This is a genomic window from Streptomyces afghaniensis, from assembly GCF_044327915.1.
In the GTDB taxonomy this organism is placed as follows: domain Bacteria; phylum Actinomycetota; class Actinomycetes; order Streptomycetales; family Streptomycetaceae; genus Streptomyces; species Streptomyces afghaniensis.
The window spans coordinates 656617-678451 of sequence record NZ_JBIRGJ010000003.1 but is presented as its reverse complement, the minus strand read 5'-3'; the positions used below and the strand labels follow the sequence as shown (position 1 = coordinate 678451).

The window sequence follows — 21835 nt, the reverse complement described above, 5'->3', positions numbered from 1 at the left end:
TTGGTTTCGGCGTCGGACGGCGCGCAACGGATGCCGGGCGGCGCGCAAATGGATGGGGAGGCAGGAACGACGGTGGCGGAACGGAGTACGGCTGCCGTCGACGTGGCAGACAACAGCGACGAGACGTCGCTGACCGCACAGGCGGACCAGTCCACGGCCGACGGGGTGGCCAAGAACCGGGAGCGGGACACGGACAGCGACGAGGTACAGGAGAGCACCCGGACCGACGGTCCAGGGAAGACCTCGCCGCCCGAACTGCACAGTGGTCACAAACTCGCCAGACGCTACCGCCTCGAGGAGTGCGTCACCCGTCTGGACGGTTTCAGCAGTTGGCGTGCCGTGGACGAGAAGCTCCGCCGTGCCGTCGGCGTGCACATCCTGCCCGCTGACCACTCACGGGCCCGATCCGTCCTGGCCGCCGCCCGCTCCTCCGCCCTGCTGGGCGACCCGCGCTTCGTCCAGGTACTGGACGCGGTGGAGGAGAACGACCTCGTCTACGTCGTCCACGAGTGGCTTCCGGACGCGACGGAACTGTCCACGCTCCTCGCCTCCGGGCCGCTGGAGCCGTACGACGCGTACCAGATGGTCAGCCAGATCTCCTCCGCCATGGCCGCTGCCCATCGCGAAGGTCTCGCCCATCTGCGGCTCAACCCCAACGCCGTCCTGCGTACCTCGACCGGCCAGTGGCGCATCCGCGGGCTCGCGGTGAACGCCGCGCTGCGGGGCGTCGCGTCCGACACCCCGCAGCGCACCGACACCGAGGCCATCGGCGCCCTGCTGTACGCGGCGCTCACCCAGCGCTGGCCGTACGAGAGCGACGCCTACGGGCTGTCCGGCCTGCCGAAGGACATCGGCCTGATCGCGCCCGACCAGGTGCGTGCCGGTGTGCACCGCGGCCTCTCCGAACTCTCCATGCGCGCACTCGTCAACGACGGCGCCACCGCCTCCCGGCACGAGTCGCCGTGCACCACGCCGGAGGAGCTGGTGAAGGCGATCGGCGAGATGCCCCGCATCCGCCCGCCGGAGCCGGCGTTCACCGCGCCGCCCGAGTACCAGCGCACGTCGTACCAGCAGGGCACGTACGGCCGTCAGGCCCCGCGCCCAGGTGCCGCCCAGCCGGTCCCGACGCCGCCGCCCCCGCTGCAGAGCCGCACGGGCAAGGCCCTGAAGTGGGCCGTGTCCGGGCTCCTGATCGCCGCGCTGGGCCTCGGCAGCTGGCAGCTGGCGGACGCGCTCATGGACCAGGGCGGCAAGAATGACGACCCGGGCCAGACGCGGAACAACGACGACGGCGACAAGAACAAGAACCGCCCGGCACCGAAGCCGATCGCCATCAAGGGCGCCGAGGAGTACGTCGCCAAGGGCGACGCCCAGCACCCCGCCGACGTGACCAAGACCTACGACGGCAACCCGTCCACAGCCTGGCGCACCAGCAGCTACCTGGACGGGCCGGAGATGGTGATAAAGCCCGGTGTCGGCATTGTCTATGACCTCGGGTCCGAGAAGGAAGTGTCGGCGGCGACCCTCTCGCTGCGGTACGGCAGCGACCACACCACGGTCGAGCTGTACGCGACCGACTCCCTCGGTTCGTCCACGCCACTCAGTTCCATGACGAAGCTGGGCAAGGCGACGACGAGCACCACCTCCGCGAAGGTGACCGTCGACAAGCCGGTGAAGAGCCGGTACGTCCTGGTGTGGCTGACAGCCCTGCCGTACTCCGGCCACGACCCCGCCAACTACAGCGATCCGGGCTACAAGCAGGCCATCACCGAAGTGAAGTTCACGGGCTGAGAGCCGACAAAAGGGAAGGGGGTTCGATGGCGGACCGCGCCGAGCACCGCGGTGCAAGTGATCAGGACCTCCTCGCCCGGCATGTCGAGGGCGACCCGGACGCCTTCGCTGAGATCGTGCGGCGGCACCGCGATCGGCTCTGGGCCGTCGCCCTGCGGACGCTGGGAGACCGCGAGGAGGCCGCTGACGCGGTGCAGGACGCCCTGGTCTCCGCCTACCGGGCCGCCCACACCTTCCGGGGCCAGTCGGCCGTCACGACGTGGCTGCACAGGATCACGGTGAACGCCTGCCTGGACCGTGCCCGCAAGGTCGCCTCCCGGAAGACCTCTCCCGTCGACGACACCGAGCGCCTGGAGCAGCTGCTGGAGCCGCACGAGTCGGCCTCGGCGCCCGCCGAGCGCAATGATCTCCACCGGCAGCTCATCGAAGCCCTGGGGACCCTGCCGGCCGACCAGCGAGCGGCTCTCGTCCTGGTGGACATGCAGGGCTACCCGGTCGCGGAGGCGGCCCGCATCCTCGACGTTCCGACCGGCACGGTGAAGAGTCGATGTGCGCGCGGCAGAGCCAGACTCCTCCCGCTGCTCACCCACCTACGGCCGGACAGCACCAGTGAGAGCAAGAAGCCGGGCGGGGAACGGAACCGGACGCAGGGGCCAGCCGTCCCACCCGCAGCGGGACCGCGCCGAGCGGAACCACCGGACACAGGACCGAGCGACCCAGCGGCAGTGAAGGGCGGAGGTGGACGAGCGTGACGTCGACGACAGACATGGCCGGGCACCCGGACGTCGCGGAGATCTCCGATCTCGCCGAGAACCTCCTCCCACCGTCCCGGAGCACCGACGTACGCCGGCATCTGGACGGGTGCGAGCTCTGCGCGGACGTCTACGCCTCCCTGGAGGAGATCCGCGGGTTGCTCGGCACACTCCCAGGCCCGCCGCGCATGCCCGCCGATGTCGCAGGCCGCATTGATGCCGCCCTCGCCGCCGAAGCCCTGCTGAACGCCACGGAGCCGGAGGCCCCGGAGAGCCAGACTTCGGTGAGCACTCCCCGCTCCACGTCCGAGACCGGTAGCGGTGCGCATGTTTCACGTGAAACATCGACGCCAGCCGACCGGCCCGCCGGGCGCCCCCGCTCTTCCACCACCGGCCCGGGCCGCAAGGGCAGCACGCGGAACGGACGCCGGAGGATCGCTGTTCTGGGGACCGTCTTCACCGTCGCCGCCCTGGGGCTGGGCTCCGTCCTGCTGTCGTCACTCGGCGACGGCAAGCCCTCGCATGACACGGCGGGCGGACCACGGACCGCCCCTGCGGACACCTTCTCCGAGGGGAAGCTCGAGAAGCAGGTCACCGATCTCCTGGCGGACAAGCAGAGCAAGAAGGGTGGCGGCTCCCGCACCCCCTTCGGCGCGGCGACCGCCGGCCCCAACCATCCCCAGATCTTCCGGGAGCCCACCGTGCCCGGCTGCGTCCGCGACGGCATCGGGCGTAAGGACTCGGTCCTCGCCGTCGAGAACGGCAGGTATCAGGGGAAGAAGGCCATGCTGGTGCTGCTCCCCGACGCATCCGACGCCACTCGGGTGACCGCCTACATCGTCGACGCGACCTGTGTGGATCATGCCGCGGCCAACGCAGAGGGCAAGATCCTTCTCGAGCGCTCGTACCCGTCCGCCTGAGGCACGTCTTCGTTCACCCTGCCGCGGTACCCGGCACAGGGCCGCATCTCCGTGTGCCCGGACACAGTGGGAATGCGCGCCCCTTAGGATCCGTTGGGTGGGGTGAGAGAGAAGCTCCCACCGGTCGAAGACGCAGTCCAGAGACGAGGAATCCAGCCGTGAGCGACGTCCGTAACGTGATCATCATCGGCTCCGGGCCCGCCGGCTATACGGCGGCGCTCTACACCGCACGCGCGTCGCTGAAGCCACTGGTGTTCGAGGGCGCCGTCACCGCGGGCGGTGCGCTCATGAACACCACCGACGTCGAGAACTTCCCGGGCTTCCAGGACGGCATCATGGGCCCCGAGCTCATGGACAACATGCGCGCCCAGTCGGAGCGCTTCGGCGCCGAGCTCGTCCCGGACGACATCGTCAACGTCGACCTGACCGGTGAGATCAAGACCGTCACGGACACGTCCGGTACCGTCCACCGCGCGAAGGCCGTCATCGTCGCCACCGGCTCGCAGCACCGCAAGCTCGGTCTGCCGAACGAGGACGCCCTCTCCGGTCGCGGGGTGTCGTGGTGCGCCACCTGTGACGGGTTCTTCTTCAAGGACCAGGACATCGCCGTGATCGGTGGTGGCGACACCGCCATGGAGGAGGCCACCTTCCTCTCGCGGTTCGCCAAGTCCGTGACCGTCGTCCACCGCCGCGACACCCTGCGCGCCTCCAAGGCCATGCAGGAGCGCGCCTTCGCCGACCCGAAGATCACGTTCGTGTGGGACAGCGAGGTCGCCGAGATCCAGGGCGACGCGAAGCTCTCGGGCCTGAAGCTGCGCAACCTCAAGACCGGCGAGCTTTCGGACCTGCCGGTGACCGGTCTCTTCATCGCCATCGGCCACGACCCTCGCACCGAGCTCTTCAAGGGTCAGCTCGACCTGGACGACGAGGGCTACCTGAAGGTGGCCGCGCCGTCGACCCGCACCAACCTGACCGGTGTCTTCGGTGCCGGCGACGTGGTCGACCACACCTACCGCCAGGCGATCACCGCGGCGGGGACCGGCTGCTCCGCCGCTCTCGACGCCGAGCGCTACCTCGCCGCCCTCGCGGACGAGGAACAGGCCGAGCCCGAGAAGACCTCTGTCTGACCTCTCTTCCTACCCGCCCCACGCACCAACCAGTTAAGGAGCCCGCCGTGGCCGGCACCCTGAAGAATGTGACCGACGACTCCTTCGAGCAGGACGTCCTCAAGAGCGACAAGCCCGTTCTGGTGGACTTCTGGGCCGCCTGGTGCGGTCCGTGCCGCCAGATCGCGCCGTCCCTCGAGGCGATCGCCTCCGAGTACGGCGACAAGATCGAGGTCGTCAAGCTGAACATCGACGAGAACCCGGGTACGGCCGCCAAGTACGGCGTCATGTCCATCCCGACCCTGAACGTCTACCAGGGTGGCGAGGTCGCCAAGACCATCGTGGGCGCCAAGCCGAAGGCCGCGATCGTTCGCGACCTCGAGGAGTTCATCGCCGAATGAACCGGCGGAGCCGTCTGAGCGACGGTGCATGTTTCACGTGAAACACGAATGGGCCAACCCGGAAGGGTTGGCCCATTCGTTTGGCTGCCTGCTCTACAGCGGCCGCAGCGCCGGCTCCTTCTGTACGGCTCCCAGGAGCCGGTCCAGAGCCATCTCGACGTCTTCCTTCCAGGAGAGCGTCGACCGCAGTTCCAGCCTCAGCCGGGGATAGGTGGGGTGCTGCCGGACCGTCTTGAAGCCCACCGCCAGGAGGTGGTCGGCGGGCAGCACACAGGCCGGTTCCTTCCAGCGCGCATCCCCGAACGCCTCGATCGCTTTGAACCCGCGACGCAGCAGGTCCTTGGCGACCGTCTGGACCATCACCCGGCCGAGTCCCTGCCCCTGGTACCCCGGCACGATGAACGCGGTCATCAGCTGAACCGCGTCGGGGGAGACGGGACTCGTGGGGAACGCCGCGGAGCGCGGAACATAGGCGGGAGGCGCGTAGAGCACGAAGCCCACCGGCACATCGTCGACGTACACGACCCGGCCGCAGGACCCCCAGTCCAGCAGAACCGCCGAGATCCAGGCTTCCTTCTCCAGAGCGGACTTGCCCGCTTTTACCGCGGCCTCACCGCTGACCGGGTCGAGTTCCCAGAAGACACACGACCGACAGCGCTTGGGAAGGTCCTGAAGGTTGTCCAACGTGAGCGGTACGAGCCGGCGCCCCATGAAGGCTGATCCTCGCTTCCTTCGCCTGCCGCGTCGCGGGCGGCTGTCAGAGCGCTCCGTTCCCTGAGGAGACTGCCGATGAACCCACCGACCGCTCCCAGCCCCAAACCGGCGCTCACCAGTCCAGAGCGGCTCATCGTTCGCATGGCCCCTGCCTTCCTCTCAGAGGTGCTGCCGGGTGGTTGCGCCGTATCCGAACGCATCGTATCCACGATGCGATTCCATCGATACCGCCAGAAAGGAAAGAGCGAGCCACGTTCCGGCACACACCGGACATGGCCCGCTCTGTCATCCACAGCGGCTCCTGCCGGAGGCTCAGGACTCGTTCTCCTCGGAGTCGCCCTCCAGCAGGCTCTTCTGCAGAACCGGCCCCTCGCCAGGGGCGAGTGATCCGAGGATCCGCTCAAGGTCCTCCATGGAGGCGAACTCGACAGTGATCTTGCCCTTCTTCTGGCCCAGGTCGACCTTCACCCGCGTCTCGAAGCGGTCCGACAGCCGGGTGGCGAGCTCGGACAGCGCGGGAGAGACACGGGCACCGGCACGCGGGCCCTTGGGCCGCTGAGCCTTCTGAGGACGCGACCCCATCAGGGTCACGATCTCCTCGACGGCCCGCACCGACAGCCCCTCGGCCACGATGCGGTGGGCCAGCCTGTCCTGCTCCTCCGAGTCCTCGACGGACAGCAAGGCCCGTGCGTGACCGGCGGAGAGCACTCCGGCGGCGACCCGGCGCTGTACCGCCGGCGAGAGCTTCAGCAGGCGCAGAGTGTTGGAGACCTGCGGGCGGGACCGACCGATGCGGTCTGCCAGCTGGTCGTGCGTGCAGTTGAAGTCCCGCAGCAACTGGTCGTAGGCGGCTGCCTCTTCCAGCGGGTTCAGCTGGGCACGGTGCAGATTCTCCAGCAGAGCGTCCAGGAGGAGCTTCTCGTCGTCCGTGGCGCGCACGATCGCCGGGATCGCCTCCAGCCCCGCCTCGCGGCAGGCCCTCCAGCGGCGCTCGCCCATGATGAGCTCGTAGTGGGCGGGACCCACCTGCCGTACGACGACCGGCTGGAGGAGTCCCACTTCCTTGATGGAGGTGATGAGCTCGGCCAGCGCGTCCTCGTCGAAGACCTCACGCGGCTGCCGCGGGTTCGGCGTGATGGAGTCGAGGGGGATCTCGGCGAAGTGCGCACCGATGGGCGCCGCAGGCGTGGCGGGAGCACTGGGCTGCGTCGGCTCCTCAGTTTCACGTGAAACATTCGGCAGCGTCGCCACCTTCGCTGCGGCCACCCCACGGTCGTGCGGCAGCACGGGCACTGCGGCTGGAGACGTGGAAGCGGCGCCCCCCGCCGCAGCCTGGGCTACCGACTTCTCCGTCGGGGCAGCAGGGATCAGTGCGCCGAGACCACGACCCAGCCCCCTCCGTCGCTCGCTCACTGAATGCCCTCCACCATGCTCGGGTCGTTCTGCTGTGCGCCGATATGGGCGTGCGTCGCGTCATAACTGATGCCGACGCCCTTCAGCGCAATCTCTCGTGCCGCCTCAAGATAAGAGAGGGCACCACTCGATCCTGGATCGTAAGTCAGGACCGTCTGCCCATAACTCGGCGCCTCGGAGATACGGACGGACCTGGGAATGCTCGTCCGCAGAACCTCGTCGCCGAAGTGGGTGCGCACCTCGTCCGCGACCTGGGACGCCAGTCGCGTCCGGCCGTCATACATGGTGAGCAGGATGGTCGACACATGCAGGGCGGGATTGAGGTGCCCTCGCACCAGATCGACGTTACGCAACAACTGACCCAGGCCTTCCAGCGCGTAGTACTCGCACTGGATCGGGATCAGAACCTCCTGACCCGCTACCAACGCATTGACCGTCAGGAGGCCGAGCGAGGGCGGGCAGTCGATGAGGATGTAGTCCAGCGGCTGTTCGTACGCCTGGATGGCGCGCTGCAGCCGGCTCTCCCGTGCCACCAGGGACACCAGCTCGATCTCCGCACCGGCGAGATCGATCGTGGCAGGGGCACAGAAGAGGCCCTCGACGTCGGGGACAGGCTGGACGACCTCGGAGAGCGGCTTGCTCTCCACCAACACGTCGTAGATGGACGGGACTTCGGCGTGATGGTCGATGCCCAGAGCGGTGGACGCATTGCCCTGTGGGTCGAGGTCGACCACCAGAACCCGGCCACCGTGCAGGGCCAGCGACGCGGCAAGGTTGACGGTCGTCGTCGTCTTGCCCACACCGCCCTTCTGGTTGGCGACCACCATGATTCGGGTCTGCTCGGGCCGTGGCAGGCCCTCGCCGGCGCGGCCTAGAGCCTCCACCGCCAGTTGGGCAGCACGACCGATGGGAGTGTCGTCCATCGGAGGCGGTGTTTCACGTGAAACATCCGCCCCCATCGACTCGGTACGGGGACCGGGGACCGGATCGGTCATCGGTCCCGCGATGTTGGCGTCGGACCGCAAGGATTCACTCTCCTCGACTTCAGGCTCGCAATGAACAGAGCCTCCCATGCCTTCGGGGTCGTGAACCAGTGAGGCCTTCCGTTCTGTGGAGAAATCCACCTCTGTGGACAACTCAGTTCCCTCATCGAGTGACCCGAGAGGCTTACGGTCGCGGGGTTCGGCCGCAGCGCGGCCACGACTGATGATGCCGTGCAGCAGTGAGCGACGTTTCACGTGAAACACGATGCACAGCAGTCGTGGCTGAACTGTCGCGACACTCCGGCTTGCGTACGTTTGGCAGCTTGTGTGGAGTACGTCTCGTCCTCAGGACGGATCAGCGTCGCCGGCGGGCCCGCCCTGTGCGAGCCGCCTTGGCACGCTTCGCCGCGAAGCGCACTCCGCCGGGGCTCTCCCCGACCTCGACCCGTACGACCGTGGACATCGGATCCACCACGCCCTCACCCACATGCAGGATGGACGTCTCTACCGCACCCAGCTTGCTCAGGGCCGCCGACGCGCTCTTCAGCTCCTCCTCGGCGGTGTCGCCCTTGAGCGCGAGCATCTCCCCGTACGGCCGCAGCAGCGGGATGCCCCACGTGGCGAGGCGGTCGAGGGGGGCGACGGCTCGGGCCGTCACGACGTGAACGGGCTGGATCTTGCCCATGACCTCCTCGGCCCGGCCGCGCACGACGGTCACATGATCGAGGCCGAGCAGTTCCACGACCTCGGTGAGGAAGTTGGTACGCCGCAGCAGCGGCTCCAGCAGCGTGATCTTCAGGTCCTCCCGGACCAGCGCCAGCGGAATGCCGGGAAGGCCCGCGCCCGAGCCGACATCGCACACCGTCACACCCTCGGGCACGACCTCCGAGAGCACCGCGCAGTTCAGCAGGTGCCGCTCCCACAGGCGGGGCACTTCACGCGGGCCGATGAGGCCGCGCTGCACGCCCGCCTGAGCGAGCAGCTCGGCGTACCGCACCGCATCCGCGAAGCGATCACCGAACACCTCGCGCGCCTGCTCGGGCGCGGGGGGAAGCTCCGCTGCCTCCGTCACGGGGGACCGTCCTTCCGTACCGCGTCAGCGCACCCGCGCCGACACCAGAACCACCAGAACTATCAGGCTGACAAAGTTCGGCCCCGCCTGCGCAACAGACGGGGCCGGGGAACGTAGGGGCCGATCAGGCGGGAAGCACGACGACGAAGCGCTGCGGCTCCTCGCCCTCGGACTCGCTGCGCAGGCCCGCGGCCTTGACCGCGTCGTGCACGACCTTGCGCTCGAACGGAGTCATCGGCTTCAGCTTCACGGCCTCACCGCTGCTCTTGGCCTCGGCGGCGGCCTTGGCACCCAGCTCGGACAGCTCGGAGCGCTTCTGGGCGCGGTATCCCGCGATGTCGAGCATCAGCCGGCTGCGGTCACCGGTCTCACGGTGCACGGCCAGACGGGTGAGCTCCTGGAGCGCCTCCAGCACCTCGCCGTCACGGCCGACCAGCTTCTGAAGGTCGCGGCTGCCCGTGTCGCTGATGATCGAGACAGAGGCACGGTCGGCCTCGACGTCCATGTCGATGTCGCCGTCGAGGTCGGCGATGTCGAGCAGACCCTCCAGGTAGTCCGCCGCGATCTCGCCCTCCTGCTCCAGGCGGGTCAGGGTGTCTGCACCCTCGGCAGCGGCGGAGGTGGTGCCTTCCGTCACGGGATGGACTCCTTCTTACTTCTTGGACGGGGACTTGGGCCGCTGCGGACCCTTGCGCTGTCCGGACTGGGCCTTGCTGCGGGTGCCGCTGCCGGACTTCGCACCGGACTTCTTGGCAGCGGCGGCGGGCTTGGCGTCCTCGGGCTCGTCGGACTTGGTGAGCGACGTCTTCTGCTCGGACTCCTCGGCTGCCTTGGCGGCAGCGGACTGGCGCTGCGCCTTGGTCTGCCGCTTGGGCTGCTGACGCTTCGGTGTGCCAGTGGTCGGCGTACCGTCCTCGGCCTCGACCGCGGCAGCGGTGTCGCTCTTGATCACGGTGCCGTCGGTCTGAGCGGCGAGTCCGGCCTTGCTGAGGCCGTTGATGAACTTGCGCTCGAACTCGTTGCGGTCGCGTCCCTTGGCGACGATCGCCTTCACGATGACCTTGTCACGGCGGCGGCTGACCTTGCCGTGCGTGGTGACGTGCTTGTGCAGGCGCTCCAGGTACGAGGCCTGGGCCTTGGAACCCGGGGTCGGGTTGTTGTGGATGACGTACATCTGCTGGCCCATGGTCCACACGTTGGTGGTCAGCCAGTAGACGAGGACACCGACCGGGAAGTTGATACCGAAGACGGCGAACATGACGGGGAAGACGTACATCAGCATCTTCTGCTGCTGCATGAACGGCGTCTTCACCGTGGTGTCGACGTTCTTCGTCATCAGCTGGCGCTGGGTGAAGAACTGCGACGCCGACATCAGGACGATCATGATGGCGGTGACCACGCGGACGTCGGTCAGGGAGGCACCGAGTGCTTCCACCTTCGACGCGCTGTCGGTGAACTTCACCGCCAGCGGAGCACCGACGATGTGCGCCTTCTGCGCGCTCTCCAGCAGGCTGGTGTTGATCACGCCGATGGTGTCGTTCGACGCGATGCTGTTGAGCACGTGGTACAGGGCGAAGAAGAACGGGGACTGCGCCAGGATGGGAAGGCACGAGGAGAGCGGGTTGGTGCCCGTCTCCTTGTACAGCTTCATCATCTCTTCGGACTGACGCTGCTTGTCGTTCTTGTAGCGCTCCTGGATCTTCTTCATCTCGGGCTGGAGCGTCTGCATCGCCCGGGTCGCCTTGATCTGCTTCACGAAGAGCGGGATCAGGCAGATACGGATCAGGATCACCAGGGACACGATCGACAGGCCCCAGGCCCACCCGGTGTCGGGGCCGAAGATGGCGCCGTACACCGAGTGGAACTGGACGATGACCCAGGAGACGGGTGTGGTGATGAAGCTGAAGAGGCTGGCAATCGTGTCCACTAATCATGCTCCTTGGGCATGGGACGGTGTCTCTGCGGCCGGGCTCGAAGGACTCGGGGGACTTGTGGGAGAAGTCTGTCCTTCGATGTCCGGGTCGGCGGCGGAGGGCCCGCCCTTGCGTGCGCGCCACGCGTTACGCAGCATTTCGTGCCACCGTGGGCGCTTGCGCGGCGGGACATGGTCCACACCGCCCAGCGACCACGGATTGCACCGCAGGATGCGCCAGGCCGTGAGTGCCGTTCCCTTGATGGCACCGTGCCGGTCGATGGCCGTGAAGCCGTAGTGGGAGCACGACGGGTAGTACTTGCAGACCGGCCCGAGCAGCGGACTGATCGTCCACTGGTAGAGCTTGATCAGAGCAAGCAGCGGGTACTTCATCGCGCGCCCCCTCCCAGCAGCCGCTGGAGGGCGGCGTCCAGGTCTCGGGCCAGCTGTGCATGGTCGGCGTCGCCCGCACCGGGCAGCGCTCGTACCACTACCAGGCTACCGGGGGGCAGCTGGGCGACTCGGTCGCGCATCAGGTGGCGAAGCCTGCGCTTCACTTTGTTGCGTACGACCGCACCGCCCACGGCTTTGCTCACGACGAAACCCGCACGCGTCGGGGGAGCGCTCTCCCCAGGCGCATGCGGGTCCGTGGCACCGCTACGAAGGTGGACGACGAGGTACGGGCGTCCTGCCCGGCGTCCTCGCCGTACCGCGGTCGCGAAGTCCTCGCGCCGCCTCAGCCGGTTCTCGGTGGGCAGCACGACGTCATGACCTGATCGGGATCAGGCGGACAGACGGGCGCGACCCTTGCTACGGCGGGACGCGAGAATCGCGCGGCCGGCACGGGTGCGCATACGCAGCCGGAAGCCGTGGGTCTTCGCGCGACGACGGTTGTTCGGCTGGAAGGTGCGCTTGCTCACTCGGGGGCTCCAGAAAGATTCGGTAGTTGCGGGGTGCCGTCCTGGCTGTCACCGTGCGCCCACGAGTAGCTCGCAGTTACGCCCGAGTGCACCGCTTACCGATCACCCAAATGATCTGTGCCCATCGGAGGCAGGCGGCAGCAGCCATCGACAACTCGACCTGGTTACGGTACGCGCGGCTACGCCATCCGGTCAAACCAGCAGCCCCCCGGAGACACTTGTCCACAGGCTGGGGACAACAACTTGAACCGCAGCGGCCGCCCTGACTACCGTGACGGAACTCCGATTCGTTCCCTTATCCCTGCCCCACCCGATTTACATCCCGAGCCGTCCCAGAACCACACGTTCGTGGGACCTGTGAGAGAGCGTGCCCTGTGGCTGACGTACCTGCCGATCTTGCCGCAGTGTGGCCACGCGTATTGGAGCAGCTCCTCGGGGAGGGCCGCGGCCAGGGCGTCGAGTCGAAGGACGAGCACTGGATCCGGCGCTGCCAGCCGCTCGCGCTCGTCGCGGACACTGCCCTGCTCGCCGTACCGAACGAATTCGCGAAAGGCGTACTCGAGGGCCGCCTGGCGCCCGTCGTCAGCGAGACCCTGAGCCGCGAGTGCGGCCGCCCGATCCGGATCGCGATCACCGTCGACGACTCCGCGGGCGAGCCCCCGGCCCAGGCGGCGCCCCCCTCCCGCCCCCAGTCGCGTTACGAGGAGCCCGAGCTTCCGGCCGCGCGCCAGGACCGCGACGGTTACGAGGGGTACGGCCGCCACCGCGCCGACCAGCTACCGGGAACGGCAGGCGACCAGCTCCCGCCTACGCGCGGAGATCAGCTCCCTTCCCCTCGTCCCGCGTACCCGTCCGAATACCAGCGCCCCGAGCCCGGCTCCTGGCCGCGGCAGGCGCAGGACGACTACGGCTGGCAGCAGCAGCGCCTCGGCTTCCCCGAGCGTGACCCGTACGCGTCACCGAGCCAGGACTCCTACGGCTCGCAGGACTCGTACGGCACCCAGGACTCTTATGGATCCCATGGGTCGTCGCAGGACTCCTATGGTTCACAGGGATCCCATGGATCACACGGATCACACGGATCCCATGGATCACACGGATCGCATGGGTCACATGGATCGCATGGCTCGCAGGATTCGTACGGCTCCCCGTCCCAGGACTACCGCCCGCAGTCCATGGACCGCCCGTCCTACGAGGCGCCGCGCTCCGACTACGACACGTCGCGCCCCGACTACGACCAGCGCGACCCGGTCCGCCGCGAGCTGCCCGAGCCGCCGGCCGGCTCGGGACACGTGCACCGCGGCGGCCCCGTCGGCCCGAATCTGCCCACCACCGGGGCGCCCGGCCCGCTGGCCGCGCAGCCCGCACCGGCGACCGGCCCGGGTGAGCCCACCGCGCGTCTGAACCCGAAGTACCTCTTCGACACGTTCGTCATCGGCGCCTCCAACCGCTTCGCGCACGCCGCTGCGGTCGCCGTCGCCGAGGCACCGGCGAAGGCGTACAACCCCCTGTTCATCTACGGAGAGTCCGGGCTCGGCAAGACGCACCTGCTGCACGCGATCGGGCACTACGCGCGCAGCCTCTACCCGGGCACGCGGGTGCGGTACGTGAGCTCGGAGGAGTTCACCAACGAGTTCATCAACTCGATCCGCGACGGCAAGGGCGACAGCTTCCGCAAGCGCTACCGCGAGATGGACATCCTGCTCGTCGACGACATCCAGTTCCTGGCGGACAAGGAGTCGACGCAGGAGGAGTTCTTCCACACCTTCAACACGCTCCACAACGCCAACAAGCAGATCGTGCTGTCCTCCGACCGGCCGCCCAAGCAGCTGGTGACGCTGGAGGACCGGCTGCGGAACCGTTTCGAATGGGGACTGATCACCGACGTCCAGCCGCCCGAGCTGGAGACGCGCATCGCGATCCTCCGCAAGAAGGCGGTGCAGGAGCAGCTGAACGCGCCGCCGGAGGTGCTGGAGTTCATCGCGTCCCGGATCTCGCGCAACATCCGCGAGCTGGAGGGCGCGCTGATCCGGGTCACGGCGTTCGCCTCGCTCAACCGGCAGCCGGTCGACCTGGGTCTGACGGAGATCGTCCTCAAGGACCTGATCCCCGGCGGCGAGGACTCGGCCCCCGAGATCACTTCCACGGCGATCATGGGCGCGACCGCGGACTACTTCGGACTGACCGTCGAGGACCTGTGCGGCACCTCGCGCGGCCGCGCCCTCGTCACCGCCCGGCAGATCGCCATGTACCTGTGCCGCGAGCTCACGGACCTGTCGCTGCCGAAGATCGGCGCGCTGTTCGGCGGCCGCGACCACACGACGGTCATGCACGCGGACCGCAAGATCCGCAATCTCATGGCCGAGCGCCGCTCGATCTACAACCAGGTCACCGAGTTGACCAACCGCATCAAGAACGGCTGACACAGCCGCATCAGGAACGGCTGACGCAGCCGCTCGTACGACGCCGAGGGCGCTCCCGGAGCAGGTCTTCCGGGGGCGCCCTTCGTCATGTCGCGGTCGGCCTTCGTCATCTCGCGGTCGCCGGCTGTTCGAATACCTGCCGGGTTACGGCCGCTCTCCACAGATTCGGCGACTTTTTCCCGTCCACACCCTGGGGACTGGGAAGTTGTCCAGACTGTGTCCACAGAGGCCACTGTTGAAGGACCATCAGACCAGCTCAGTGGCGTGTGGATTCGTGGACGAAGGATCTCCACAGACTGTGGACAACGCGGGGATCCACAGGCTGTGCATCGAGTTGTCCACCGGCAACCCACAGGTTGAGGCCGGTTGTCCCCAGCGATCCCCGGCTTCTCCACATCGCTGTCCACTGTTCGGCAACATGACGCGCCTCCTCACCAGGTCGAGTGAAAGGCGTCACACGAAGGTGCCGGGTTGGCCTGTGGGAAACGTGGGTAAACCTGGGGACGGCACTGGGGAGAACTCGCCTCACCCTGTGCACGGCGTGTGCAGAACTTTCCGTTCTCCACAGAGACCCCTGGTTGTCCACCGGCGTCACCCACAGGACCGGTGGACAAAATTTCCGCTCTGAGCTGGGCAAACGTGGTTATCCACGGTATCCACAGGCCCTACTACTACTCCCGACTAGAGAGAGCTGGGAATTCGTTTCGAAGCGGGTCCTGTGCACAACTCGCTCTTCGGCGCCCGACCGCCCCTCGTCACGACTTGACCCCGAGAGGCACCTACTGTCAGTGCGGTGCGTCAGACTGGTCCCCGGTGTCCTCCCCATCCCAGGGACCGTCGACACCGACACAGACGACGAGGGCCAGGCAGAGCGAGAAGCGCCGGCAACAGCAGGAGGCGGCAACAGTGAAGATCCGGGTGGAACGCGACGTACTCGCGGAGGCAGTGGCCTGGGCGGCACGCAGCCTCCCGGCCCGTCCGCCGGCGCCTGTCCTCGCCGGCCTGCTGCTGAAGGCCGAGGACGGCCAGCTGAGCCTGTCCAGCTTCGACTACGAGGTCTCCGCGCGGGTGTCCGTGGAGGCCGAGGTCGAGGAGGAGGGCACGGTGCTGGTCTCCGGCCGCCTCCTCGCGGACATCTGCCGCGCCCTCCCCAACCGGCCGGTGGAGATTTCCACAGACGGTGTACGGGCGACCGTGGTCTGCGGCTCCTCCCGGTTCACACTCCACACACTGCCTGTGGAGGAGTACCCGGCGCTGCCGCAGATGCCGAACGCGACGGGCACGGTCCCCGGCGAGGTCTTCGCCTCCGCCGCCGCCCAGGTGGCGATCGCCGCCGGCCGCGACGACACGCTGCCCGTCCTCACAGGCGTCCGCATCGAGATCGAGGGCGACACGGTCACGCTGGCGTCCACCGACCGCTACCGCTTCGCGGTCCGCGAGTTCCTGTGGAAGCCGGAGAACCCGGAAGCCTCCGCGGTCGCCCTGGTGCCCGCCAAGACGCTGCTGGACACCGCCAAGGCCCTGACGAGCGGTGACCAGGTCACCTTGGCGCTGTCCGGCTCGGGCTCCGGCGAGGGCCTGATCGGCTTCGAGGGCGCCGGGCGCCGTACGACGACGCGTCTCCTGGAGGGCGACCTCCCGAAGTACCGCACGCTGTTCCCGACGGAGTTCAACAGCGTCGCCGTGATCGAGACCGCCCCCTTCGTGGAGGCCGTCAAGCGTGTGGCCCTGGTCGCCGAGCGGAACACCCCGGTGCGCCTCAGCTTCGAGCAGGGCGTGCTCATCCTGGAGGCCGGCTCCAGCGACGACGCACAGGCTGTGGAAAGGGTCGACGCCCAGCTGGAGGGCGACGACATCTCGATCGCCTTCAACCCGACGTTCCTGCTGGACGGCCTGAGCGCCATCGACTCCCCGGTCGCGCAGCTGTCCTTCACTACGTCCACCAAGCCCGCGCTGCTCAGCGGCAAGCCGGCGGTGGACGCCGAGGCGGACGAGGCCTACAAGTACCTGATCATGCCGGTGCGGCTCAGCGGCTGAGTCGGACCGCTTCGGCGGCGGTTGTCCACAGGCTGAGGACAAAGCTGCAGGTAAAGCCGCAGGTGAGGGCCTACGACTGAGCGCGTATGCCCACAGATGTGCGCGAGCGTCCGGGTTTAGGCTCGGACGCAGGTACGAAAGTGCCGCAACGCCACGTCGGACACCTGCAAACCTAAGGAACACCACTGATGGAGCTCGGTCTCGTCGGCCTCGGCAAGATGGGCGGCAACATGCGCGAGCGGATACGCCGCGCAGGCCACACCGTCTTCGGATACGACCGCAACCCGGACCTCGCCGATGTCCACAGCCTGCCGGAGCTTGTGGGCAAGCTCAGCGGCCCGCGTGTGATCTGGGTGATGGTCCCGGCGGGCGAGCCCACGCAGTCCACCATCGACGAGCTCGCCGAACTGCTGGAGCCCGGCGACGTCGTGGTGGACGGCGGTAACTCCCGCTGGACCGATGACGAGAAGCACGCCGAGGAGCTGGCGGCCAAGGGCATCGGCTTCGTCGACTGCGGTGTCTCCGGCGGCGTCTGGGGCCTGGAGAACGGCTACGCGCTGATGTACGGCGGCGACGCGGAGAACGTCGCCAAGGTGCAGCCGGTCTTCGACGCCCTCAAGCCGGAGGGCGACTTCGGCTCGGTGCACGCGGGCAAGGTCGGCGCGGGCCACTTCGCGAAGATGGTCCACAACGGCATCGAGTACGCGATGATGCAGGCCTACGCCGAGGGCTGGGAGCTGCTGGAGAAGGTCGACTCCGTGACCGACGTCCGGGAGGTCTTCCGCTCCTGGCAGGAAGGCACGGTCATCCGCTCCTGGCTGCTCGACCTCGCGGTCAACGCGCTCGACGAGGACGAGCACCTGGACAAGCTCCGGGGTTATGCACAGGACTCCGGCGAGGGACGCTGGACTGTGGAAGCAGCCATCGACCACGCGGTGCCGCTGCCGGCGATCACCGCGTCGCTGTTCGCGCGGTTCGCCTCCCGTCAGGAGGACTCGCCCCAGATGAAGATGATCGCGGCGCTGCGGAACCAGTTCGGTGGCCACGCGGTCGAGACCAAGTAAGCAACACCGACGGTTGGGGAGGTCGGCGAAACGACCATGCACGTCACGCATCTGTCGCTGGCCGACTTCCGCTCGTATCCCCGGGTCGAGGTCCCGCTCGACCCGGGGGTGACGGCCTTCGTCGGCCCGAACGGGCAGGGCAAGACCAATCTCGTCGAGGCCGTCGGCTATCTCGCCACCCTCGGCAGCCACCGCGTCTCCTCCGACGCCCCCCTGGTCCGCATGGGCGCCGAGCGCGCGATCATCCGGGCCCAGGTGCGGCAGGGCGACCGGCAGCAGCTGGTCGAGCTGGAGCTGAACCCCGGGCGCGCCAACCGGGCCCGTATCAACAGATCCTCGCAGGTCAAGCCGCGTGACGTGCTGGGGATCGTACGGACCGTGCTGTTCGCCCCCGAGGATCTCGCCCTGGTCAAGGGCGACCCCGGTGAGCGGCGCCGCTTCCTCGACGAGCTGATCACCGCCCGCTCCCCGCGCATGGCCGGGGTCCGCTCGGACTACGACCGGGTCCTCAAGCAGCGCAACACCCTCCTGAAGTCGGCCGCGCTCGCCCGCCGGCATGGCGGCCGCAGCATGGACATGTCCACGCTGGACATCTGGGACCAGCATCTCGCGCGCGCGGGCGCCGAGTTGCTCGCCCAGCGCCTGGACCTGATCGCCGCCGTACAGCCGCTCGCGGACAAGGCGTACGAGCAGCTCGCCCCCGGCGGCGGCCCGATCGCCCTGGAGTACAAGCCGTCCGCGCCGGGCGAGGCGCACACCCGTGAGGACCTGTTCGAGCAGCTGATGACCGCGCTCGCCGAGGCCCGCAAGCAGGAGATCGAGCGGGGCGTCACCCTGGTCGGCCCGCACCGCGACGACCTCCAGCTCAAGCTCGGCCAGCTGCCCGCCAAGGGCTACGCCTCCCACGGCGAGTCCTGGTCCTACGCCCTGGCCCTGCGCCTGGCCTCGTACGACCTGCTCAGAGCCGAGGGCAACGAGCCGGTGCTGGTGCTCGACGACGTCTTCGCCGAGCTGGACACCCGCCGCCGTGAGCGCCTCGCCGAGCTGGTCGCGCCCGGCGAGCAGGTCCTGGTGACCGCCGCGGTCGACGACGATGTCCCGCATGTGCTGTCGGGGGTGCGGTTCGCCGTGACCGAGGGGTCGGTGGAGCGCGTATGACGGAGAACACACCGGAGAACACACCCGACAGCACACTGGGGAACACACCCGAGAGCCCGTCCGGGAAAACGCCCGGGCCCCGGTCTCCCGAGCCCTCCGGCGTGGACCTCGCGCGCGTGGCGCTCCGTGCAGCCAAGGAGGCCGCACGCGCGCGTGGGGACGCGGCGCAGCAGAAGAAGCAGGCGCGCCGCGGCGGTCTGCGCTCCGGCGCGCGAGCCGACGGCCGCGATCCCATGGCGCTCGGCTCCGCGATCAACCGGCTGATCACCGAGCGCGGCTGGGAGGCCCCGGCAGCGGTGGGCGGGGTGATGGGCCGCTGGCCGCAGATCGTCGGCGAGGACGTGGCCAAGCACTGTGTCCCGGAGCGATACGACGAGGACGAGCACGTGCTGTCCGTGCGCTGCGACTCGACGGCCTGGGCGACGAACCTCCGGCTGCTCGCCCCCACCCTGGTCGCGCGCCTCAACGAGGACCTGGGCCACGGCATGGTGAAGCAGATCAAGGTGCAGGGCCCGGGGGCGCCCAATCGCCGCTACGGCCCGTTGCGCGCCCCCGGCAGCACGGGTCCCGGCGACACCTACGGCTGACGGGAACTCGGCCCGGAAGCTGTCGGGAGCCCTCCCCAAGGCTCTCGGGAGCCCCTCCCCAGGGCTCTCGGAAGGCCCGATCGGCACCTGTTTCCCGCCGATCCACAGCACGTGACTGACATCACAAAAGTGGCCGTCGGCGGCCCGCCCGGACCGTCTACGCCCCTCTCTTCGCACCACCGCACACGGTTGCGAATCGCGACCTGACTCCGAAGTAGCCAAGGGTTGACGGCCGGAAGCGCTGAGTGCCTCCGTGAGCCTCTTGGAGCCCCCATCCGCATATCGGGAGTCGGGGAAGACCGGTTGAGGGCGGCACATGCGGTCCCAGGTACCGGCAAACCCCCATCAGTGTCAGTGCTACCGGTAGACTGGAGGCAATCCCGCCCCAATCGTGGGGACCGTCCGGGAAAAGCTGAGCAACGCTGAATCAAGGCTTACCAACGCAACATGCCGCAGCCGCTCCGGCAACCCGCCGACGAGCCTGGCTCGTGCTGTGCCAGAAAGGGCGCTTCGTGGCCGATTCCGGCAACCCCAACGAGAACATCCCGTCCACCGAGGCCCCGGCCGGAGTCGCCGAGGCCTCCGTAACGGCGTCGTACGACGCCAGTGCCATCACCGTCCTCGAGGGTCTGGACGCGGTCCGCAAGCGACCCGGCATGTACATCGGCTCGACCGGTGAGCGAGGACTGCACCACCTCGTGTACGAGGTCGTCGACAACTCGGTCGACGAGGCGCTGGCCGGCCACGCGGACACGATCGACGTGACCGTCCTCGCCGACGGCGGTGTCCGGGTCGTCGACAACGGCCGTGGCATCCCGGTGGGCATCGTGGCCTCCGAGGGCAAGCCGGCCCTCGAGGTCGTGCTGACCGTGCTGCACGCGGGCGGCAAGTTCGGCGGCGGGGGCTACGCGGTCTCCGGCGGTCTGCACGGCGTGGGTGTCTCCGTCGTGAACGCGCTGTCCTCGAAGGTCGCCGTCGAGGTCAAGACCGACGGCCACCGCTGGACGCAGGACTACAAGATGGGCGTCCCCACGGCGCCGCTCGCCAAGCACGAGGCCACCGAGGAGACCGGCACGTCGGTCACCTTCTGGGCCGACCCGGACATCTTCGAGACCACCGACTACTCCTTCGAGACGCTCTCGCGGCGCTTCCAGGAGATGGCGTTCCTCAACAAGGGCCTGCGCATCAACCTCACCGACGAGCGTGAGTCCGCGAAGGCCACCTCCGGGGCGGACGAGGCGGGCGCGGACGAGACCGCCGAGGTCAAGACGGTCAAGTACCACTACGAGGGCGGCATCGTCGACTTCGTGAAGTACCTCAACTCCCGCAAGGGCGAGGCGGTTCACCCCACCGTCATCGACCTGGAGGCCGAGGACAAGGACAAGCAGTTGTCCCTCGAGGTCGCCATGCAGTGGAACGGCGGCTACACGGAGGGCGTGTACTCCTTCGCCAACATCATCCACACCCACGAGGGCGGTACGCACGAAGAGGGCTTCCGGGCCGCGCTGACCTCGCTGATCAACAAGTACGCCCGCGACAAGAGGCTGCTGCGCGAGAAGGACGACAACCTCACCGGTGACGACATCCGCGAGGGTCTGACCGCGATCATCTCGGTCAAGCTGGGCGAGCCCCAGTTCGAGGGCCAGACGAAGACCAAGCTCGGCAACACCGAGGTCAAGACCTTCGTCCAGAAGGTCGTCTACGAGCACCTGAACGACTGGCTGGACCGCAACCCCAACGAGGCCGCGGACATCATCCGCAAGGGCATCGCGGCGGCCACCGCGCGCGTGGCGGCCCGCAAGGCCCGCGACCTGACCCGCCGCAAGGGCCTGCTGGAGACCGCGTCCCTGCCGGGCAAGCTCTCCGACTGCCAGTCGAACGACCCCACCAAGTGCGAGATCTTCATCGTCGAGGGTGACTCCGCCGGCGGCTCGGCCAAGTCCGGCCGCAACCCGCAGTACCAGGCGATCCTCCCGATCCGCGGCAAGATCCTCAACGTCGAGAAGGCGCGCATCGACCGCATCCTGCAGAACCAGGAGATCCAGGCGATGATCTCCGCGTTCGGCACGGGTGTGCACGAGGACTTCGACATCGAGAGGCTCCGCTATCACAAGATCATCCTGATGGCGGACGCCGACGTCGACGGCCAGCACATCAACACCCTGCTGCTGACCTTCCTGTTCCGCTTCATGCGGCCCCTGGTGGAGGCCGGGCACGTGTACCTCTCCCGCCCGCCGCTCTACAAGATCAAGTGGGGCAAGGACGACTTCGAGTACGCGTACTCCGACCGCGAGCGCGACGCCCTGATCGAGATGGGCCGCAACGCCGGCAAGCGCATCCGCGAGGACTCCGTGCAGCGCTTCAAGGGTCTCGGCGAGATGAACGCCGAGGAGCTGCGCATCACGACCATGGACCAGGAGCACCGCGTCCTCGGCCAGGTCACCCTCGACGACGCCGCCCAGGCCGACGACCTGTTCTCGGTCCTCATGGGCGAGGACGTCGAGGCCCGCCGCGCGTTCATCCAGCGCAACGCCAAGGACGTCCGCTTCCTCGACATCTGAGTCGGTCTCAGCTGACCGCAC

At 68.2% G+C, this 21835-nt stretch carries 20 protein-coding genes; 11 read left to right on the top strand and 9 right to left on the bottom strand.

Features of this window, described 5'->3' with window-relative positions:
* Positions 1-72 precede the first annotated feature (72 nt).
* From ACH4G3_RS13455 to trxA, 5 genes are all read left to right on the top strand, one after another.
* Positions 73-1791: a protein kinase family protein gene (locus ACH4G3_RS13455; protein ID WP_397624579.1), complete on the top strand. Its 1719-nt coding sequence runs from the start codon at positions 73-75 to the stop codon at positions 1789-1791.
* Between the two features lie 26 nt (positions 1792-1817).
* Entirely contained in the window at positions 1818-2543 is a 726-nt protein-coding gene (sigM, locus tag ACH4G3_RS13450) for an RNA polymerase sigma factor SigM (protein WP_397624578.1), read from the top strand.
* Positions 2540-3463: an anti-sigma factor family protein gene (locus ACH4G3_RS13445; RefSeq protein ID WP_397624577.1), complete on the top strand. Its 924-nt coding sequence runs from the start codon at positions 2540-2542 to the stop codon at positions 3461-3463. Before sigM ends, ACH4G3_RS13445 begins: the two co-directional genes overlap by 4 nt.
* 158 nt (positions 3464-3621) lie before the next feature.
* Positions 3622-4590, top strand: a complete 969-nt coding sequence (gene trxB, locus ACH4G3_RS13440) for a thioredoxin-disulfide reductase (RefSeq protein ID WP_397624576.1) — start codon at positions 3622-3624, stop codon at positions 4588-4590.
* A gap of 47 nt (positions 4591-4637) precedes the next feature.
* Positions 4638-4970: a thioredoxin gene (gene trxA, locus ACH4G3_RS13435; RefSeq protein WP_010032728.1), complete on the top strand. Its 333-nt coding sequence runs from the start codon at positions 4638-4640 to the stop codon at positions 4968-4970.
* A 93-nt stretch (positions 4971-5063) separates the two neighbouring features.
* On the opposite strand, the gene ACH4G3_RS13430 is transcribed toward trxA, so the two are convergent.
* The 9 genes from ACH4G3_RS13430 to rpmH form a co-directional block, all read right to left on the bottom strand.
* Complete coding sequence (locus ACH4G3_RS13430) at positions 5064-5681, bottom strand: GNAT family N-acetyltransferase (RefSeq protein WP_397624575.1); 618 nt, start codon at positions 5679-5681, stop codon at positions 5064-5066.
* A 315-nt stretch (positions 5682-5996) separates the two neighbouring features.
* The gene (locus tag ACH4G3_RS13425) at positions 5997-7097 is read right to left on the bottom strand and encodes a ParB/RepB/Spo0J family partition protein (protein WP_397624574.1); all 1101 of its coding nucleotides are present in this window, start codon (positions 7095-7097) and stop codon (positions 5997-5999) included.
* The gene (locus ACH4G3_RS13420) at positions 7094-8170 is read right to left on the bottom strand and encodes a ParA family protein (RefSeq protein ID WP_078602706.1); all 1077 of its coding nucleotides are present in this window, start codon (positions 8168-8170) and stop codon (positions 7094-7096) included. The genes ACH4G3_RS13425 and ACH4G3_RS13420 overlap by 4 nt, the downstream gene beginning before the upstream one ends.
* Before the next feature lie 265 nt (positions 8171-8435).
* The gene (rsmG, locus tag ACH4G3_RS13415; protein ID WP_020273087.1) at positions 8436-9152 is read right to left on the bottom strand and encodes a 16S rRNA (guanine(527)-N(7))-methyltransferase RsmG; all 717 of its coding nucleotides are present in this window, start codon (positions 9150-9152) and stop codon (positions 8436-8438) included.
* A gap of 124 nt (positions 9153-9276) precedes the next feature.
* Positions 9277-9789 carry a Jag family protein gene (locus ACH4G3_RS13410; RefSeq protein ID WP_359765392.1) on the bottom strand — a complete coding sequence of 171 codons (513 nt, stop codon included), beginning with the start codon at positions 9787-9789 and terminating at the stop codon, positions 9277-9279.
* Positions 9790-9804: 15 nt separating this feature from the next.
* Complete coding sequence (gene yidC, locus ACH4G3_RS13405; RefSeq protein ID WP_397624573.1) at positions 9805-11079, bottom strand: membrane protein insertase YidC; 1275 nt, start codon at positions 11077-11079, stop codon at positions 9805-9807.
* A gap of 3 nt (positions 11080-11082) precedes the next feature.
* Positions 11083-11457, bottom strand: a complete 375-nt coding sequence (yidD, locus tag ACH4G3_RS13400; protein ID WP_020273090.1) for a membrane protein insertion efficiency factor YidD — start codon at positions 11455-11457, stop codon at positions 11083-11085.
* Positions 11454-11825: a ribonuclease P protein component gene (gene rnpA, locus ACH4G3_RS13395; RefSeq protein WP_010032713.1), complete on the bottom strand. Its 372-nt coding sequence runs from the start codon at positions 11823-11825 to the stop codon at positions 11454-11456. The genes yidD and rnpA overlap by 4 nt, the downstream gene beginning before the upstream one ends.
* A 21-nt stretch (positions 11826-11846) precedes the next feature.
* Complete coding sequence (gene rpmH, locus ACH4G3_RS13390; protein WP_003956500.1) at positions 11847-11984, bottom strand: 50S ribosomal protein L34; 138 nt, start codon at positions 11982-11984, stop codon at positions 11847-11849.
* Positions 11985-12358: 374 nt separating this feature from the next.
* Between rpmH and dnaA the strand changes: the two genes are divergently transcribed.
* From dnaA to gyrB, 6 genes are all read left to right on the top strand, one after another.
* Entirely contained in the window at positions 12359-14407 is a 2049-nt protein-coding gene (gene dnaA / locus ACH4G3_RS13385; protein ID WP_397624572.1) for a chromosomal replication initiator protein DnaA, read from the top strand.
* Positions 14408-15313: 906 nt separating this feature from the next.
* A complete protein-coding gene (gene dnaN / locus ACH4G3_RS13380; RefSeq protein ID WP_020273092.1) occupies positions 15314-16444 on the top strand; it encodes a DNA polymerase III subunit beta in 1131 nt (376 codons plus the stop codon).
* A gap of 188 nt (positions 16445-16632) precedes the next feature.
* Positions 16633-17508: a phosphogluconate dehydrogenase (NAD(+)-dependent, decarboxylating) gene (gnd, locus tag ACH4G3_RS13375; RefSeq protein ID WP_243380059.1), complete on the top strand. Its 876-nt coding sequence runs from the start codon at positions 16633-16635 to the stop codon at positions 17506-17508.
* Between the two features lie 36 nt (positions 17509-17544).
* On the top strand, positions 17545-18666 hold the full coding sequence (gene recF, locus ACH4G3_RS13370; RefSeq protein ID WP_397624571.1) for a DNA replication/repair protein RecF: 1122 nt from the start codon (positions 17545-17547) through the stop codon (positions 18664-18666).
* Positions 18663-19253 (top strand): DciA family protein, encoded by a 591-nt coding sequence (locus ACH4G3_RS13365; RefSeq protein ID WP_397624570.1) that lies wholly within the window; start codon positions 18663-18665, stop codon positions 19251-19253. Before recF ends, ACH4G3_RS13365 begins: the two co-directional genes overlap by 4 nt.
* Before the next feature lie 488 nt (positions 19254-19741).
* The gene (gene gyrB / locus ACH4G3_RS13360) at positions 19742-21814 is read left to right on the top strand and encodes a DNA topoisomerase (ATP-hydrolyzing) subunit B (RefSeq protein ID WP_397624569.1); all 2073 of its coding nucleotides are present in this window, start codon (positions 19742-19744) and stop codon (positions 21812-21814) included.
* The last annotated feature ends 21 nt before the right edge of the window (positions 21815-21835 follow it).

Coding starts and splice junctions, on each gene's coding strand:
- recF (WP_397624571.1), top strand. CDS start 17,545: ATGCACGTCACGCATCTGTCGCTGGCCGACTTCCGCTCGTATCCCCGG.
- ACH4G3_RS13420 (WP_078602706.1), bottom strand. CDS start 8,170: ATGGGAGGCTCTGTTCATTGCGAGCCTGAAGTCGAGGAGAGTGAATCC.
- ACH4G3_RS13365 (WP_397624570.1), top strand. CDS start 18,663: ATGACGGAGAACACACCGGAGAACACACCCGACAGCACACTGGGGAAC.
- yidD (WP_020273090.1), bottom strand. CDS start 11,457: ATGAAGTACCCGCTGCTTGCTCTGATCAAGCTCTACCAGTGGACGATC.
- sigM (WP_397624578.1), top strand. CDS start 1,818: ATGGCGGACCGCGCCGAGCACCGCGGTGCAAGTGATCAGGACCTCCTC.
- ACH4G3_RS13430 (WP_397624575.1), bottom strand. CDS start 5,681: ATGGGGCGCCGGCTCGTACCGCTCACGTTGGACAACCTTCAGGACCTT.
- gnd (WP_243380059.1), top strand. CDS start 16,633: ATGGAGCTCGGTCTCGTCGGCCTCGGCAAGATGGGCGGCAACATGCGC.